Origin of the sequence: Bradyrhizobium sp. (assembly GCF_035652035.1) — a bacterium.
In the GTDB taxonomy this organism is placed as follows: Bacteria; Pseudomonadota; Alphaproteobacteria; order Rhizobiales; family Xanthobacteraceae; genus Bradyrhizobium.
The window spans coordinates 25,348-42,701 of the sequence record NZ_DASREO010000038.1 but is presented as its reverse complement, the minus strand read 5'-3'; the positions used below and the strand labels follow the sequence as shown (position 1 = coordinate 42,701).

At 62.0% G+C, this 17,354-nt stretch carries 10 protein-coding genes; 8 read left to right on the top strand and 2 right to left on the bottom strand.

The window, feature by feature from the left end:
• Positions 1-199 precede the first annotated feature (199 nt).
• Genes VFB05_RS12215 through VFB05_RS12190 form a run of 6 tightly spaced genes read left to right on the top strand, consistent with a single transcriptional unit; the run spans position 200 to position 7,680 of the window.
• Positions 200-3,046 carry a bifunctional transaldolase/phosoglucose isomerase gene (locus VFB05_RS12215; RefSeq protein ID WP_325012589.1) on the top strand — a complete coding sequence of 949 codons (2,847 nt, stop codon included), beginning with the start codon at positions 200-202 and terminating at the stop codon, positions 3,044-3,046.
• A 27-nt stretch (positions 3,047-3,073) separates the two neighbouring features.
• Positions 3,074-4,096, top strand: a complete 1,023-nt coding sequence (gene gnd / locus VFB05_RS12210; protein ID WP_325012587.1) for a phosphogluconate dehydrogenase (NAD(+)-dependent, decarboxylating) — start codon at positions 3,074-3,076, stop codon at positions 4,094-4,096.
• On the top strand, positions 4,093-5,604 hold the full coding sequence (gene zwf, locus VFB05_RS12205) for a glucose-6-phosphate dehydrogenase (protein WP_325012585.1): 1,512 nt from the start codon (positions 4,093-4,095) through the stop codon (positions 5,602-5,604). The genes gnd and zwf overlap by 4 nt, the downstream gene beginning before the upstream one ends.
• 5 nt (positions 5,605-5,609) lie before the next feature.
• The gene (gene pgl / locus VFB05_RS12200; protein WP_325012583.1) at positions 5,610-6,341 is read left to right on the top strand and encodes a 6-phosphogluconolactonase; all 732 of its coding nucleotides are present in this window, start codon (positions 5,610-5,612) and stop codon (positions 6,339-6,341) included.
• A gap of 47 nt (positions 6,342-6,388) precedes the next feature.
• The gene (locus VFB05_RS12195; RefSeq protein ID WP_325012740.1) at positions 6,389-6,868 is read left to right on the top strand and encodes a gluconokinase; all 480 of its coding nucleotides are present in this window, start codon (positions 6,389-6,391) and stop codon (positions 6,866-6,868) included.
• 5 nt (positions 6,869-6,873) lie between these two features.
• Positions 6,874-7,680, top strand: coding sequence for a Cof-type HAD-IIB family hydrolase (locus tag VFB05_RS12190; RefSeq protein ID WP_325012581.1), 807 nt, complete (start codon positions 6,874-6,876; stop codon positions 7,678-7,680).
• Between the two features lie 127 nt (positions 7,681-7,807).
• Here VFB05_RS12190 and VFB05_RS12185 read toward each other — a convergent pair whose 3' ends face one another.
• Both VFB05_RS12185 and malQ read right to left on the bottom strand, forming a co-directional pair.
• Complete coding sequence (locus tag VFB05_RS12185; protein ID WP_325012579.1) at positions 7,808-9,607, bottom strand: glycoside hydrolase family 15 protein; 1,800 nt, start codon at positions 9,605-9,607, stop codon at positions 7,808-7,810.
• A gap of 1 nt (position 9,608) precedes the next feature.
• The gene (malQ, locus tag VFB05_RS12180; RefSeq protein WP_325012578.1) at positions 9,609-11,591 is read right to left on the bottom strand and encodes a 4-alpha-glucanotransferase; all 1,983 of its coding nucleotides are present in this window, start codon (positions 11,589-11,591) and stop codon (positions 9,609-9,611) included.
• A 316-nt stretch (positions 11,592-11,907) separates the two neighbouring features.
• On the opposite strand from malQ, the gene treS reads away from it, so the two are divergent.
• Positions 11,908-15,213, top strand: coding sequence for a maltose alpha-D-glucosyltransferase (gene treS / locus VFB05_RS12175; RefSeq protein ID WP_325012576.1), 3,306 nt, complete (start codon positions 11,908-11,910; stop codon positions 15,211-15,213).
• Complete coding sequence (gene glgB, locus VFB05_RS12170; RefSeq protein WP_325012574.1) at positions 15,206-17,353, top strand: 1,4-alpha-glucan branching protein GlgB; 2,148 nt, start codon at positions 15,206-15,208, stop codon at positions 17,351-17,353. Before treS ends, glgB begins: the two co-directional genes overlap by 8 nt.
• Position 17,354: the final 1 nt, after the last annotated feature.

Genomic DNA, 17,354 nt, shown 5'->3' with positions numbered 1-17,354 from the left:
TTGATCGGGGATGGCCGGTTGAGCCGGCATCCGGGAGGATCGAACCCGCGGCCGGGGCGTTAGCCGAATGGAGGCGCCCATAATCCGGTCACTGGGGCGGTTTAAAGGACGACCCCTGAGGATTGTTGATGGCGAGACCTCTCGTTAATGTCCGCCCCAGTTGTCATATCCTCCTCCGCTCGAACCGAAACAGGGCATCATGAATCCGGTCAAGGCACTTGAACAACACGGCCAGGCGGTCTGGCTGGATTTTTTGGCACGCGGCTTTATCGCCAAGGGCGAGCTGAAAAAGCTGATCGATACCGACGGCGTCAAGGGCGTCACCTCCAATCCCTCGATCTTCGAAAAAGCGATCGGCAGCTCGGACGAATATGACGGCGCGATCGGCCGCGCCTTGCAAAAAGGCGACCGCCCCATTGCCGACCTGTTCGAGCACGTCGCGGTTGAAGACATCCAGAGCGCCGCCGACGTGCTGCGGCCTGTGTATGACGACCTCAAGGGCAATGACGGCTTCGTCAGTCTCGAAGTGTCGCCTTATTTTGCGATGGACACCAAGGCCACCATCGCGGAAGCGATGCGGCTGTGGAAGGACGTCCACCGCAAGAATCTGATGGTGAAGGTGCCGGCGACGCCGGAAGGCCTGCCCGCGATCGAGCAGTTGACTGGCAAGGGCCTGAACATCAACATCACGCTGCTGTTCTCGCAAAAGGTCTATATCGAGGTCGCGAAGGCCTACATCGCGGGTCTCGAAAAGCTTATCGCCGACGGCGGCGATCCCTCGGATATCGCCAGCGTCGCAAGCTTCTTCGTCAGCCGCATCGATACCGCGGTCGACAAGCAACTTGACGAGAAGATCGCCCGCGCCAATGACCCGCAGGAAAAGGAACGTCTCGCCGCGCTGAAAGGCAAGGTCGCGATCGCCAACGCCAAGCTCGCTTACCAAGAATACAAGGAACTGTTTTCCGGCGCGCGCTGGGAAAAGCTCGCCGCCAAAGGCGCCAAGCCACAGCGGCTGCTGTGGGCCTCAACCGGCACCAAGAACAAGGACTACAGCGACGTCCTCTACGTCGAGGAGCTGATCGGATCGAACACGATCAACACGATGCCGCCAGCCACGCTCGAGGCCTTTCGCGACCACGGCAAGCTACGCGACAGCCTCGAGGAGAACGTCGACGAGGCGCGGCAAATTCTCGTCGAGCTTGAGAAGTCCGGCATCTCGCTGGATGCAATCACCGAAGAACTGGTCAAGGACGGCGTCAAGCTGTTCGCGGATGCCGCCGACAAGCTCTATGGCGCGGTCGCCCACAAGCGTGCGACCGTGCTTGGCTCGGCCATCGGATCGCAGAAGCTCGCACTCGGCAGCAACCTGACGAAGGCCGTCGAGAAGAGCAGCGAGGAATGGCGCGCCGCGGCCAAGGTGCGAAGGCTTTGGCACAAGGACAAGTCGGTCTGGACCGATGACGACGAGAACAAGTGGCTCGGCTGGCTCGACGGTCCGGCCAAGGCCGACATCGCCGACTACGAAGATTATGCGCGGCGGGTGAAGGGACAGAATTTCTCTGACGCCGTCGTGCTCGGCATGGGCGGCTCAAGCCTCGGGCCTGAAGTGCTGGCTGAAACGTTCCCGAAGAAGTCCGGCTTCCCGACGCTGCACGTGCTCGATTCCACCGACCCGGCGCAAGTGCGGGCGATGGAAAAAGCGATCGATCTCAAGCGAACCTTGTTCATCGTCTCCAGCAAGTCCGGCGGCACCACCGAGCCGAACGTGATGAAAGATTACTTCTTTGCGCAGGTGTCGAAGGCGATCGGCGCTAACAAGGCCGGGCATCGCTTCATCGCCGTGACCGATCCCGGCTCGTCACTGGAGAAGGTTGCGAAGAAGCAAGGTTTCGCTCGCATCTTCCACGGCGAGCCTTCGATCGGCGGCCGCTATTCCGTGCTGTCACCGTTCGGCCTTGTGCCGGCAGCGACCGCCGGCATCGATGTGAAGAGCCTGATCCACCATACGCTTTCGATGGTGCGCTCGTGCGGCGCGGATGTGCCGCCGCAAGAAAATCCCGGCGTTCAGCTTGGCCTCGCCATGGGCCTCGCCGGTCTGGAAGGCCGCGACAAGGTCACGATCTTCTCGTCGGAGAAGATTGCCGATTTTGGCGCCTGGGCCGAGCAGCTGATTGCCGAATCCACCGGCAAGGAAGGCAAGGGCCTGATCCCGATCGATGGCGAAACCATCGGCAACGTCTCGGTCTACGGCCGTGATCGCTTCTTCATCGACTTGCGCACCGAGAGCGAGCACGACGCCGTTCATGCCTCCAGGCTCGACGCGCTGGAGCACGCCGGTCATCCCGTTGTTCGCATCGTCATGAAGTCGATCGAACATATCGGGCAGGAATTCTACCGCTTCGAGATGGCAACGGCCGTGGCAGGCAGCGTCCTCGGCATCAACCCGTTCAACCAGCCTGATGTCGAGGCCGCCAAGGTCAAGACGCGCGAACTGACGGCAGCTTTCGAAAAATCAGGCAGCCTGCCGGTGGAAGAGCCCGTGGTCTCCACTGACGAGGCCGACCTCTACACCGATGCGACCAATGCCGGCGAATTGCGCAAAGCCGGCGCCGACGGTACGCTTGAATCCTGGCTGAAGGCGCATCTCTCCCGCGTGCACGCCGACGACTACGTCGCGCTGCTCGCCTATATCGAACGCAATGCCGACCATATCGATGCATTGGAGGGCGCGCGGCTCGCCGTGCGCGACCGGCGCCGTGTCGCGACCTGCGCGGAGTTCGGCCCGCGATTCCTCCACTCGACCGGCCAGGCCTATAAAGGCGGTCCCGACAGCGGTGTGTTCCTTCAGGTCACCGCGGATGATGCGAAGGATTTGCCGGTGCCCGGCCAAAAGGCGAGCTTCGGTGTGATCAAGGCAGCCCAAGCGCGCGGCGATTTCGACGTGCTCACCGAGCGCGGCCGGCGCGCGCTGCGGGTGCATCTGAAGGGCGACCTCAAGAGCGGCCTGAAGACGCTCGACGATGCGATCCGGCAGGCCCTGAACTGAACAGGCGTTGAACCAAGGGAGTTCGTGATGCAGCTTGGCATGATTGGCCTCGGGCGGATGGGCGGCAACATCGTCCGCCGCCTGATGCGTCACGGACATCAGACCGTCGTCTATGACAAGGACGATAAGGCGGTGGCCGGGCTTGCCAAGGAAGGCGCGGCGGGCTCCGGCACGCTGGAAGAGTTCGTAAGCCGACTGGAAAAGCCGCGCACGGCCTGGATCATGCTCCCGGCTGGCCACATCACGGAAACGACGATCGACGCGCTGGCGAAGCTGATGCAGAGCGGCGACGTCATCATCGATGGCGGCAACACATTCTGGCAGGACGACGTTCGCCGCGGCAAGAAGCTGAGGGATCGCGGCATACACTACGTCGACGTCGGCACGTCCGGCGGCGTGTGGGGCATCGAACGCGGTTACTGCATGATGATCGGCGGCGACAAACAGGTCGTCGAGCGTCTCGACCCGATCTTCAAGACGCTCGCGCCCGGCCTCGGCGACATCCCGCGCACCGAAGGACGGCAGGGGCGCGACCCGCGCGTCGAGCAAGGCTACATCCATGCCGGCCCGATCGGCGCCGGACACTTCGTCAAGATGGTTCATAACGGCATCGAATATGGCCTGATGCAGGCCTATGCCGAAGGCTTCGACATTTTGAAGAACGCAAATATCGAAGCGCTTCCGGCCGAGCATCGTTTCGAGCTCGATATCGCAGACATTGCCGAAGTCTGGCGGCGCGGCAGCGTCATCCCATCCTGGCTGCTCGATCTCACGGCCTCCGCTTTGGCGAAGAATCCGGCGCTGCAGAACTATTCGGGCTTTGTCGAGGATTCCGGCGAAGGCCGCTGGACCGTCAATGCCGCGATCGACGAGGCCGTGCCGGCCGAAGTTCTGACCGCGGCGCTATTTGCGCGGTTTCGTTCCCGTCAGGAACATACCTTCGCGGAAAAGATTCTCTCCGCAATGCGTCAGGGTTTTGGCGGCCACATAGAGGGGCACGCCGGACCTGCACAAGGGGCGTCCAATCCGTCAAAGGCCGGTCATTCGTGACAGAAACGCTAGCAAAAAAACGCAAACCGGATCCCTGCTCGTTCGTCATCTTCGGCGCGACCGGCGATCTGACCCATCGGCTCGTGATTCCAGCGCTCTATAATCTCGCCGCCGGCGACCTGTTGCCGGAAAAATTCTGCGTGGTCGGCGTCGCCCGCAAGGGCATGTCGAGCGATGACATGCGCGAGAGCCTGCTGAAAGGCCTCAAGCAATACAAAACCCGTCCCATCGAGGACGCGATCGTCAAGCGGCTTCTCGAATGCGTCACCTCCATCGAGGCCGACCCGAAAGACCCGGCCTCGTTCGACGCCATGGCCGAACGACTGCATCGGCTGGAGACCAATCGGGCAACCGGCGGCAACCGGCTGTTCTACCTCGCGACGCCGCCTGCCGCCTTCGCCCCGATCGCCAAACAGCTCGGCCGCACCGGCATGCTGAAGGAAGACGGCGCCTGGCGAAGGCTCGTGGTCGAAAAGCCGTTCGGGACCGATCTTGCCTCGGCGAAAGCGCTCAACGGCGAACTGCTCAAGCTGATGGACGAACACCAGATCTACCGGATCGATCACTATCTCGGCAAGGAGACGGTCCAGAACATCCTGGTGCTGCGCTTTGCCAACGGCATGTTCGAGCCGATCTGGAATCGGGATCATATCGACCACGTGCAGATCACGGTCAGCGAGAAGATCGGCGTCGGCCATCGCGGCAGCTTCTATGACGCGACCGGCGCGCTGCGCGATATGGTGCCGAACCACCTGTTTCAACTGCTGTCGCTGGTGGCGATGGAGCCGCCGGTGAGATTCAATGCCCATGCCGTACGAACGGAAAAGGCCGAGGTGCTGGCGGCAATCCAGGCCGAGAGCGAGGAAGAAGCACTGAAGAATTCAGTGCGGGGTCAGTATCAGGCAGGCAAAAGCGGCGACGTCGAGATTTCAGACTATCGCAGGACCGAACAGGTCAAGCCCGAGTCTACCACCGAAACCTACGCTGCGCTGAAACTGACCATCGACAACTGGCGCTGGGCCGGCGTGCCGTTTTATCTGCGCACCGGCAAGGCGCTCGGCACCAAACGCACCGAAGTCGCGATCAAGTTCAAGCAGGCGCCGTTTGCGATGTTCCGCGACACCCCTGTCGACAAGCTCTCGCAGAACTATCTCGTCATCGCGGTCGAACCGAACGAAGGCATTACGCTTCAGTTCAACACCAAGGTGCCGGGGCCGACGATCAATATCGACGGCGTCGAAATGAAATTCCGCTACAAGGATTACTTCCAGGCGGAGCCGACCACCGGCTATGAAACGCTGATCTACGATTGCATGATCGGCGACAACATCCTGTTTCAGCGCGCCGACAGCGTCGAGGCCGGCTGGCAGGCGGTGCAGCCGTTCCTGGATGCCTGGAAGAAGGCGGGCGCCAAGGGCCTCGAGCCGTATAAAGCCGGTAACGAGGGCCCGAATGCTGCCGAAGAACTGCTGAAGCGCGACGGCCGCACCTGGCGCAAGCTGGGCTAACGCACATGCCGTCCTCCGATCAAATCAACCGGATCGTCGTCGCCGATCCGGCCGCGCTCGCGGTTACGGCCGCCGGACGTCTGATGACGAGGATCGAGGCTAACTCCGATCGCATTGCGATCTGTCTGACAGGCGGGTCGAGCCCGAAGCAGCTCTATCAGTTGCTGGCGACGGATGCTTACGCAAAGACAATTCCCTGGGACCGCGTGCATTGGTTCATCGGCGATGAGCGCTTTGTCTCCGCAAGCGATCCCCTCAACAACATGAGCACGGCGCGAAAACTCTTCCTCGATCATTTCGCGCCGAAGGATCACATTCATCCGATCCCGACCGATGTCGCGACACCGGACGAATCCGCGACGCGTTATGAGCGACAACTGCAAACCTTCTACGGCGCTGGCGATCTCGATCCGGCGCGGCCGCTGTTCGATCTCGTGCTGATGGGCGTCGGCCCCGACGGCCATACCGCCTCGCTGTTTCCCGGCTATCCGGCGCTTGCCGAGACCAAACGCTGGGTTGTCGGTGTACCGGAAGCCCATGTCGAACCGTTCGTGCCGCGGGTGACCCTCACCTTGCCTGCGCTCGCCTCGTGCCGCGAAATGTTGTTTGAGGTCGCGGGCAAGGAAAAGCGTGCAATACTTGCGAGGCTTTCAAAGGATGAAAGCCTGCCAGCCAACCGGGCACGCTCGATCGGCGAAACCGTTTTTTTGGTGGATCAGGCCGCGATCGGGAAGTAATTCGCTTGAGCGACAGACCGGAAACGGCGCTCTGCGCCTTGATCGTGATGGGCGTATCGGGCTCGGGAAAGAGCACGATTGCCGCTGCGCTCGCCGCGCGTTTGCAATGGACGTTCGAAGACGGCGACCGCTTTCACCCCGCAAGCAACGTCGAAAAGATGCGCGCCGGACATCCGCTGTCCGACGAAGACCGCTGGCCGTGGCTTGAAGCGATCGCCGATGAGATCGGCCGCGTCTGCAAAGCGGGCGGCCATGTCGTGATTGCCTGCTCGGCTTTGAAACACGCCTATCGAGACGTATTGCTGCGCGGGCGCGACGACGTCCGCTTCGTCTTCCTCAATGGAGACCAGGCGCTGATCGCCGAGCGCCTTGCCCGGCGCAAGGGCCATTTCATGCCGCCCGGCTTGCTCGACAGCCAGTTCAAGACGCTGGAACCGCCAGAGGCCGATGAGCGGCCTATCACCGTCTCGATCGACGCGCCGGTTGAGACCATCATCATCGACATCATCGCTCAGTTACGGACCTGACGCCCATGACCCGCATCGCACTCGTTGTCTCGGACGTCGACGGAACGCTCCTGACCAAGGAAAAGCTTCTCACCGAACGCGCCATCGGCGCGGTGCGAAAGCTTCACGAGGCCGGCATCGGCTTCACCATCACCTCGAGCCGTCCGACCATCGGCATGCGCTTTTTGATCGAACCGCTCGGCATCACGCTTCCCGTCGGCGCTTTCAACGGCAGCTGCATCGTCGATCCCGCGCTGAAGCCGGTCGAGCAGCATTTGATCGGCGAAGCAGCAGTTCGCCGCGCGCTCGACGTTCTCGTCAAGTTCGGCATCGACGCCTGGCTTTTCACCAGCGACCAGTGGCTTGTTCGCAACCGCGACGGCGATTATGTCGCGCACGAGGGGCGAACGATCCGCGCCGAACCGACCATCGTAGCCGACTTCACGCCGTATCTCTCGAACGCCTGCAAAATCGTCGGCGCCAGCGCCGATGCCGCCGGCCTTGAGCGCTGCGAGACCGCCATGCAGGAGGCGCTTGGCGCAGAGGCGACCGCGGTGCGATCGCAAAGCTACTACCTCGATATCACCCCGCCCGGCGTCAACAAGGGCACGTTCGTGCAGACCATCGCGCGCATGCTCGGCATTTCGACCGATCTCGTCGTCACCATCGGCGACATGGGGAACGATCTGACGATGTTCAAAGTGAGTGGCACTTCGTTTGCCATGGGCAACGCGACCGACGATGTGAAACGTCAGGCCACGCACGTCACCGACTCGAACGAAGAGGACGGTTTCGCCAAAGCGATGGAGCGGATTCTGGTCCCGGCAAAATAGCGCAACTGTCGTCATTGCGAGCGAAGCGAAGCAATCCAGCCTTCGAACAAATTCTGGATTGCTTCGTCGCTGGCGCTCCTCGCAATGACGATTGGTGGTATGGTTCCCGGGACGACGACGAGCGAAGTCACTTCGAACGCTGCATGGTGGGATTGCCCGCAGCGTGCCTGGCTTCGCTCAGATTATGGGCGGTATTGACCAGCGCGATGTGGGTCAAGGCTTGCGGGAAATTTCCGGTCTGGCGGCCGGCGGCGGGATCGAATTCTTCCGCCAGAAGCCCGAGGTCATTGGCGATGCCGACCACGCGGTCGAACAATGCCTGTGCCTTCTCGATCTCGCCGCAGAGCACGTACGCATCGGCGAGCCAGAGCGAGCATGCCAGGAACGCGCCCTCGTCCGGTTGCTTCAGAACTGCCAACTCGCGCGGATCGTGCCGCAGCACAAAGCCGTCGCGAAGCATGTGGCGCTCGATTGCAGCGATCGTGCCGCGCACCCGCGGGTCCGAACTTGGCAGAAAGCCCACCGCCGGCAACAGCAGGAGGCTGCCGTCGAACCACTCCGAACCGTAGGATTCGACGAAGCTGTTCAGCTTGCGGTCAAATCCTTTCTCGCAGACGTCGGAATGGATCGTCTCTCGCAAGGTTCTCCAACGATCGAGCGGGGCTTTGAGGCCGAACTGCTCGGCACCCCTGATGCCGCGATCGAATGCAACCCACGACATGACTTTTGAAAGGACGCAATGCCGGGCCTCCCCGCGCCGCTCCCAGATGCCGTGGTCCGGCTGATTCCAGACTTCGGCGAGGTGGTCGAGCATGATGCATTCGAGATCCCAGGTCTCATCCTCCAGTTTCAGTTCGGCCATGCGCGACTGGTGGAAAGCGTCCATCAGCTCGCCATAGACATCGAGCTGCAACTGCGCGTGCGCGGCGTTGCCGAAGCGGACCGGCTGCGCGCCTTCGTAACCCGGCAGCCAGTCCGCTTCCCATTCGAGCAGCCGGCGGCGGCCGTGGATACCGTACATGATCTGGATGTTGGCCGGAGCGCCTGCTGCCGCGCGCATCAGCCAGCTGTGCCAGTCGCAGGCTTCCTCGGTATAGCCGGAGTTCATCAGCGCCAGCAGCGTAAAGGTTGCGTCGCGCAGCCAGCAATAGCGATAGTCCCAGTTCTTGCTGCCACCAAGCTTCTCCGGCAGCGACGTCGTGGGAGCGGCGACGATGCCGCCGGTCGGCGCATAGGTCAGCGCCTTCAGCGTGATCAGCGAGCGCATCACGAGGTCGCGGCAATCGCCCTCGTAGGTGCAGCGACTGCACCAATCGAGCCAGAAATCCTCGGTATCCTGCAAGGCCTGCGCCGGATCGATCGGATCGGGCAGCGGGAGGTGCGAGGCGCCGTAGGTGAGAACGAAAGGAACGGTCTCGCCTTCGCTCACCTCGAATTCGCTGACCGTGGTCATGTCCTCGCCGCGCAGCTTCACAGGCGTCCGCAGCACCGTCATGTCCGGTCCGCAGACCGCCCGCAACGCGCCGTCCTCGGTGCGCTTGACCCACGGAATTTCATCGCCTGTTCCGAAGCGGATGATCAGCTCCATCCGCATCTTGACGCGGCCTTTGAGGCCGCGCACCAGGCGGACAACGTCGGAGGCTTTCTCGCGCGGCGGCATGAAGTCGACGATACCAACCGCACCGTCGCTGCTTTCGAACCGCGTCTCCAGGATCAGCGTATTGTCCCAGTAACGGCGCGAGACGCGCGCCTTCCCATCCGCAGGCGCAATCAGCCAGCGGCCGTTCCTGCGCGTACCCAGCAGCGCCGCAAAACAGGCATCGGAGTCAAACGCAGGCCAGCACAGCCAGTCGATTGAACCGTCTCGGCCGACCAGAGCTGCGGTCTCGCAATCCCCGATCAGACCGTAATCTTCTATCTTTGACACATCACTTTACCGGCTCACTTTGGCGCGGGCTCACGCGAGTGCCGTTCGCTCTCTCGTGGGTCGCGTCTTTCAATGCCCCGATATCAATCTCCTGCGCGATGTCGTCGATCGCAACCGGCAACCGCTGCCGCCAGTTCGGATGCTCGTCGACCGTTCCCGGAATGTTGGGTTGATCGATCACGCCGAGGAGATCCTCGAGCTGGATCGCCATCAGGCGCGATCTCGTCCTCGCAAGGAAAGCGGCGATCGCATTGAGATCGTTGCCGGGGATGCCGTGGTGGCGCAGCACCTCGTCCAGCATCGTCAGCGCATGCCAGCGCGCGTCATCGCTCTCGCCGGGATCGATGCCGAGCGATCGCTTGATCTTGAGATCACCGAACGAACGCCAACCGGCGTAGGTCGAGAGGTCATGGGTATTGAACGTGACGAGGGCGTTCGGCAGATATCGATCGGGGTTTTGAAAGGCGCCGCGATCGTCACGCTCGAACATCATGACCTGGTAGGACCAGATGCCCCACTCCGCCATGGTGTCGCGAAAGCCTTCAGGCACCGTGCCGAGATCCTCGCCGATCACGATGCATCGATTGGCCATGCTCTCCTGTGCGGTCGCCGCCAGAAGCGCCTCGAACGGCATCTGCACGTAGGCGCCGTTATCGGCGGCAAAGCCATGCGGCACGAGATAGAGCCGCTTCAATCCGAGCACGTGATCGAGCCTGACCGCGCCGGCATAGCGCATCGCGGCCCGCAGCATCTCGCGATACGGCTCGAACAGTTGCAGTTCAAGACCGGCCGCATTGAAGCCCGCCAAACCCCAGTTCTGCCCGGCGAGATTGAGCGGATCGGGCGGCGCGCCGACCGACAGGTGGCGCGAGATCGCGGTCTGTTCGTTCCAGGCATCGAAGCCGCCGGATTGCACGCCAACCGCGACATCGAGATAAAGCCCGACCTTCATGCCGAGACGGAGTGCCAGATCGCGGCAGGCACGCAATTGCCGGTCAGCCGTCCACTGCACGAATTCGACGAATTCGATCTCGGCAGCGCCCTCTCCCCGCCGCAACTCGGCGCATTTGGCGTCGTCGGGCGTGCGCCACTCGGCGGGCCATTCCCACCACGCCTGATCAAACCTGTGCCGCAACACCTCGAAGCAGGCAAAGCGCGACAGCAGCGGCGCGCGCTCGGCGCGGAAGGCGTCGAAATCCGCCCTCCGGCCTGCACCGGGCAAATCCCTGAATTTCTCAAAGGCCGCGCGCAGCGCCCTTAACTTCAATTCGGCGACGCCCTTGTAGTCCACGAAATGGCCTTCGCGTAGCCGCGCCGCGGCTTTGTGAGCCTCGCCGCCGGCCTCGAATTCGGGGATTTGCTCAACGTCGATATAGAGCGCGTTGAGGAACAACCGGCTGTTGGGCGAATAGGGGCTGCAATCGGCAGGCTTGTCGTCGAATAAAGCGTGCAGCGGATTGAGGCCGACGCCGTCGGCACCGAGTTCGGCGGCAAGTTCAAGCAAGGCGGCGAGATCGGTAAAGTCGCCGATACCCCAGTTGCGCGACGAACGAAGGCTGTACAGCTGGACCGCCAGCAGCCAGCCGCGATCGAACTCGCCGGCAAAGGCGCGGGGCGGTGACACGACCAGCGGGACTTCCTCAGTTAACGAAGCCGCGTCGGTAAGTTGCAGCCGGTAAATGCCCTCGCGCCAGTTGGCGGGCCAGGCGATGATGCGCTGGTCTGCCCGGCCTTGGGCGATCACCTCGCGGCCGGCCATGACCTGCCAGGCAACAGGCAGCGCCGCAGCAGCGCTGAATTCGTTACGCGTGGTCTCACCGGAGCGAATCACGACGGGAGAAGCGAGAAGCTGGGTCGGATTTCGTTCCGGCAGGGCGTCCAGGATGATCTTGAGCGCCGTGGCGTCTGTCACATGGCGGTGACCCTGACCGTCCACAAATTCGGTCTGGATGCCCAATTCCCTAGCCCGGTCATAAACGTCCATTCGGCACGCCATTTGCAGAAAAAGAGAACAGAAAGGGGGAAGAAGGTTGAAGGAAGGTTGCCGCAAATTCTACTGATTCAGGAAGAGGATAGAAGTGGCTAACGCTTGTCCCTGCTATGCTGTTCCCCGGGGAACCAATGGAAGAGAAGCGCTTTCTATATACGTCCCCAGCATCTCCTTTCGCGCCAACGAAATGGGACCGATTCATGCCGACGGCACCATCGTGAACAAACTCACCGAAACCGCCGGAGGCACTGCACGCGCCCCTCGGCTTGAACCGTATCACAATCCAGCCTCAGCTCGTTCGCCGGCCCCGATGAATCTGATGTCAGACATCGATACAAAGGAAGCTGCGGCTGCCGCGCGCGACAGCGACACGCTGTGGTACAAAGATGCCATCATCTATCAGCTTCACGTCAAGGCGTTCGCCGACAGCAACAATGACGGCATCGGCGATTTCGCAGGGCTGACCGAAAAGCTGGACTATCTGCAAGAGCTGGGTGTTACGACGCTCTGGCTGTTGCCGTTCTTCCCCTCGCCCGGGCGCGACGACGGCTACGACATTGCCGACTATGGCGCCATCAATCCCGATTTCGGGACGATGAAGGATTTTCGCCGCTTCATCGTCGAGGCCAAGCGGCGCGGTTTGCGGGTCATCATCGAACTCGTCATTAATCACACGTCCGACCAGCATCACTGGTTCAAGCGCGCCAAGCGCAGCGATCCAAAGTCGAGCGCGCGCAACTGGTACGTCTGGAGCGACACCGACCAGAAGTATCTCGGCACGCGCATCATCTTCACCGATACCGAGAAGTCGAACTGGACCTGGGATTCCGAAGCCGGCCAGTTCTACTGGCACCGCTTCTTCTCGCATCAGCCGGACCTGAATTTCGACAATCCGCGCGTTGTCAACGCATTGGTGCAGGTGATGAAGCGCTGGCTCGACACCGGGGTCGACGGCTTCCGCCTCGACGCCATCCCCTACCTCTGCGAGCGCGACGGCACCAACAACGAAAACCTGCCCGAGACCCACGCCATCATCCGACGCTTGCGCAGCGAGCTCGACGCCTACGCCAAGGGCAAGGTCCTGTTGGCCGAAGCCAATCAATGGCCGGAAGACGTCCAGGCCTATTTTGGCAACAGCGATGAATGCCACATGGCGTATCATTTTCCGCTGATGCCGCGCATCTACATGGCGATCGCCCAGGAAGATCGCTTTCCCATCACCGACATCCTGCGCCAGACCCCGGATATTCCCCCCGACTGCCAATGGGCGCTGTTCCTGCGCAACCACGACGAACTGACGCTCGAAATGGTCACCGACGTCGAGCGCGACTATCTGTGGTCGACCTATGCGAACGATCCGCGCGCGCGGATCAACGTCGGCATTCGCCGGCGCCTCGCGCCGCTGATGGACAACGACCGGCGCAAGATCGAGTTGATGAACTCGCTGCTCCTGTCGTTTCCGGGCACGCCGATCATCTATTACGGCGACGAAATCGGCATGGGCGACAACATCTATCTCGGCGACCGCAATGGCGTGCGGACGCCGATGCAATGGACGCCGGATCGCAACGGCGGCTTTTCGCGCACCGATCCCGCGCGGCTTTACGCGCCCATCATCATGGACTCGGTCTATGGCTATGAAGCGGTCAATGTCGAGGCGCAGTCGCGCAGCCTGTCGTCGCTGCTCAGCGCGAACAAGAAACTGATTGCGGTGCGCAAATCGACGCTTGCCTTCGGCCGCGGCACCATGACATTCATCCGCCCGGCCAATCGCGCGGTGCTGGCTTATGTGCGGCAATATGGCGATGAGGTCATTTTGTGCGTCGCCAATCTATCCCGTTCGGCGCAGGCGACGGAACTCGACCTCTCCGCCTTCAAGGACCGCGTGCCGCTGGAAATGCTCGGGCGCACGCATTTCCCGGCGATCGGCGAATTGCCTTATATGATCACGCTGGCGCCTTACGGCTTCTACTGGTTCCAGCTTCAGGAACGCGACAAGTCGGAGCCCGCGCCGCCTTCGATCGTCCCCGAATTCGAAACGCTGGTGGTGCCGGTCGGCTCGACCTGGGTGTCGCTGGCCCGCACCCGCAGCGTATTCGAAGGCGACGTGCTGCCCGGACATCTCGCCCGCTCGCGCTGGTACCCGATCCACACGTCCTCCGCGATCCACCCGACACTGACGTCGGCAGTTCCGTTCTGCGATATCGGCGACAACCGGCCGTGGCTCGCCTTCTTCGAGGTCGCCGAAGATGAGGCCAAGACACGTTATGTCCTGCCGCTGCAGATCGAGTGGGTGCGCTTCGACCGTGAACGCTACAATCCAAACGCGCTGGCGGCGGTTCGTCAGGGCGCGCGCGAAGGGACGTTGCTCGACGTCGCGACCAGCACCATCTTCGTCGGGCTTCTGTTGCGAAACCTGCGCCAGAAACTGACGATCGAGGAAAACGGCTTGAGGCTCGAATTCAGGCCGACAAGCAAGTTCGACGGCAAACTAGTCAGGCAGCCCGAAAGAGTCACACCGCTCGATAGCCGCCCCTTCTCGACCGCAATGCAGGTCGAGTCCGACTACGTGGTGAAGCTGTTCCGGAAACTCGAAAGCGGCATGAACCCTGCGATCGAGATGGGCCTGTTCCTGACCGAGGTCGCGGACTTCCCCAATACGCCGGCGATGCTCGGCAGCGCCGAATTGATCGAAGACGGCAAGTGCTACGGCATTGCGATCGTTCACGCCCAAGTCGGCAATCAGGGGGACGTCTGGACGGTGACGGCGGCCCATCTCGATCGCCTGCTGGAACGGGAGCGCCTGCTTGCCTCAAGCGGTGAGAGACGGGGCAGCGAAGAACAGCTCGCCTACCTGCGTCACCCGTCGCAGATCGGTCGGCGCACAGCCGAGCTCCATTTGGCGCTGGCCGGCGGCAGCGGACTGCCTGATTTTGCGCCCGAGCCGATCCGCCCCTCCGATGTCTCCACCTGGGTGACCGCGATCAACCAGCGCGCCGAACGCGTCTTCCAGATGCTCAGGCAACGCCGCGGCTCCTTCAACGAAACCGACCGTGCGACGGCCGACGAACTGCTGGCGCAGCGCGACAACCTGCATGACCGCCTGAACAGCCTGATGCCGCCGCATGCGGCGGGTCTCAATCTGCGCCTGCACGGCGACTTGCATCTGGGACGGGTCCTCATCGTCAAGGACGATGTCTTCCTGACCGGCTTCGAGGGCGATGTTCGCCGGCCGATCGAGGAACGCCGGCGCAGGATGCCTGCGGCACGTGATGTCGCCAGCCTGATCTGGTCGATCGAGACCGCCAGCCACGCCGCGCGCGAACGCGCACTTCACTTCGCGCCCGACGAGACCGGCAGGCTTGGCGCGGCGCTGACCGAATGGGTCGATCGCGCCACCGATGCTTTCCTGTCGGCCTATCGCGAGTTCATTGCGGATTCCGCGATCTGGCCGGCAGAGCCGCTCGCCGCGCGGCGAATGGTGCACTTCTTCCTGGTGGAAAAGGCTTTCGACGCCCTCGAAACCGAATTACTACAGCGGGTGGAGACCGCGCCGGCAATGCTTGCGCGCGTGTTGCGGATTTTGACCAGCCTGCCCACGAGGCCGCATGACTGAGCTGACCGCTGAAGCCTATGCGATTCTGGAAGGCCGCCACTCCGATCCCTTTCAGTATCTCGGTCCTCATCGCGAGGGGGGCAAAACGGTCGTGCGTGCCTTTCTGCCCGAGGCGCAGAAGGTGGACGCGATCGCGCCGCACGGCGAGGCCACCGCGCTGACCCGCATTCACGACGACGGCCTGTTTGCCGGCGTTCTGCCCAACGGTTCGCGCGAGTATCAGTTGCGCGCGCGCTTCGGCGAGACCGTGGTCGATCTCGACGACCCCTACCGCTTTCCGCCTGTTCTGACCGACTACGATCTTTATCTGCTTGGCGAAGGCACCCATCAGCGGCTCTATGAAAAGCTTGGCGCCCATCCGATAGAATTGGAACGCGTACCGGGCGTTGCATTCGTCGTGTTCGCGCCCAATGCGCGACAGGTGAGCGTCGTCGGCGATTTCAATTACTGGAATCCAAAGCGGCATCCGATGCGGGTGCGCGGTCTCGGCTATTGGGAGCTGTTCATTCCCCATGCCCTGCCTGGCGACCGTTACAAATTCAATATCGTCAGCCGGCAAGGCGCGCAGCTGCCCCTGAAGTCCGATCCGCTCGCCTTTGCCGCTGAAATGCGCCCGAGCACGGCTTCAGTCGTTTTCGACGAAGAGAGACTGCCCCGCCCTCACCCGGCTCCCACAAGCATCAATTCGTTGAACGGGCCCGTCTCGATCTACGAAGTGCACCTCGGCTCGTGGCGGCGCAAAGGCAACAACGAATGGTTGACCTACCGTGAACTCGCGGAGCAGTTGCCGGCTTACGCGCATGACATGGGCTTTACCCATATCGAGTTTCTTCCCGTCAGCGAGCATCCGTTCGACGGCTCGTGGGGCTATCAGCCGACCGGGCTTTTTGCGCCGACCAGCCGCTTCGGCAGCCCGGACGATTTCGCCGCGCTGGTCGACGCCTGTCATCAACAGGGGCTTGGCGTGTGGCTCGACTGGGTGCCCGGACATTTTCCCGACGACCCGCACGGGCTCGGAAACTTCGACGGCACCGCGCTCTACGAACACGCCAACCCGCTGCAGGGCCGGCATCTCGACTGGGGCACGTTGATCTACAATTACGGGCGCACCGAGATCGTAAACTTCCTGGTTTCCAACGCGTTGTTCTGGCTCGAGCGCTACGCAGTCGACGGCCTGCGCGTCGACGCAGTCGCCTCGATGCTTTATCTCGACTACAGCCGGCCCGCCGGCGAATGGGTGCCCAACCGGTTTGGCGGCCGGGAAAACCTCGACGCCATCGCTTTCCTGCGCCGCTTCAACACGGAAGTGTTCGGCCAATTTCCACACGCCACGACGGCAGCGGAAGAATCCACCGCATGGCCGCAGGTGTCGCGCCCGGTCGAATTCGGCGGACTCGGCTTCGGCTACAAATGGAACATGGGCTGGATGCACGACACGCTGAAATATATCGGCAAAGAACCGATCCATCGCCAATACCACCATGGCGATATTCTGTTCGGCCTGCACTATGCCTTTTCGGAAAACTTCATCCTGCCGCTGTCACATGACGAAGTGGTTCACGGCAAACGCTCGATCCTGGGGCGCATGCCAGGCGACGACTGGCAGCGTTTTGCGAATTTGCGCGCTTATTACGGCTTCATGTTCGGCCATCCCGGCAAGAAGCTCTTGTTCATGGGCTGCGAGTTCGCGCAATCGAATGAATGGAATCATGACCACTCGCTCGACTGGCATCTGCTCCAGCATGCTCCGCACGCCGGCGTGCAATCGCTGATCCGGGATCTGAACTGGCTCTACCGTGAAACACCGGCGCTGCACGAACTCGATTGCGATCCGTCCGGCTTCGAATGGCTGGTGGCCGATGACGCGCATGGCAACGTCTTTGCCTGGCTGCGCAAGGGTCGGGACGAGCGCGGGCTTTGCCTCGTCGTGACAAATTTTTCTCCGAACGTCTATCATAATTATATTGTTCACGTGCCGCTCGCAGGCACGTGGCGCGAGGTTCTCAACACTGATTCATCGCATTACGGCGGAAGCAATGTCGGCAATATCGGCGAAGTCCACACGCTTGAAGGCACCGGACCGGAGTTGAGGCTCACCATTCCGCCGTTGGCAACCATTTTTCTCGTACCGGGTAACTAAG

Excerpts from the sequence above, each read along its gene's own strand:
- VFB05_RS12195 (WP_325012740.1), top strand. The coding sequence starts at position 6,389 with ATGGGCGTATCGGGCTCGGGAAAGAGCACGATTGCCGCTGCGCTCGCC.
- malQ (WP_325012578.1), bottom strand. The coding sequence starts at position 11,591 with ATGGACGTTTATGACCGGGCTAGGGAATTGGGCATCCAGACCGAATTT.
- gnd (WP_325012587.1), top strand. The coding sequence starts at position 3,074 with ATGCAGCTTGGCATGATTGGCCTCGGGCGGATGGGCGGCAACATCGTC.
- pgl (WP_325012583.1), top strand. The coding sequence starts at position 5,610 with ATGCCGTCCTCCGATCAAATCAACCGGATCGTCGTCGCCGATCCGGCC.
- VFB05_RS12190 (WP_325012581.1), top strand. The coding sequence starts at position 6,874 with ATGACCCGCATCGCACTCGTTGTCTCGGACGTCGACGGAACGCTCCTG.
- VFB05_RS12215 (WP_325012589.1), top strand. The coding sequence starts at position 200 with ATGAATCCGGTCAAGGCACTTGAACAACACGGCCAGGCGGTCTGGCTG.
- glgB (WP_325012574.1), top strand. The coding sequence starts at position 15,206 with ATGACTGAGCTGACCGCTGAAGCCTATGCGATTCTGGAAGGCCGCCAC.
- treS (WP_325012576.1), top strand. The coding sequence starts at position 11,908 with ATGAATCTGATGTCAGACATCGATACAAAGGAAGCTGCGGCTGCCGCG.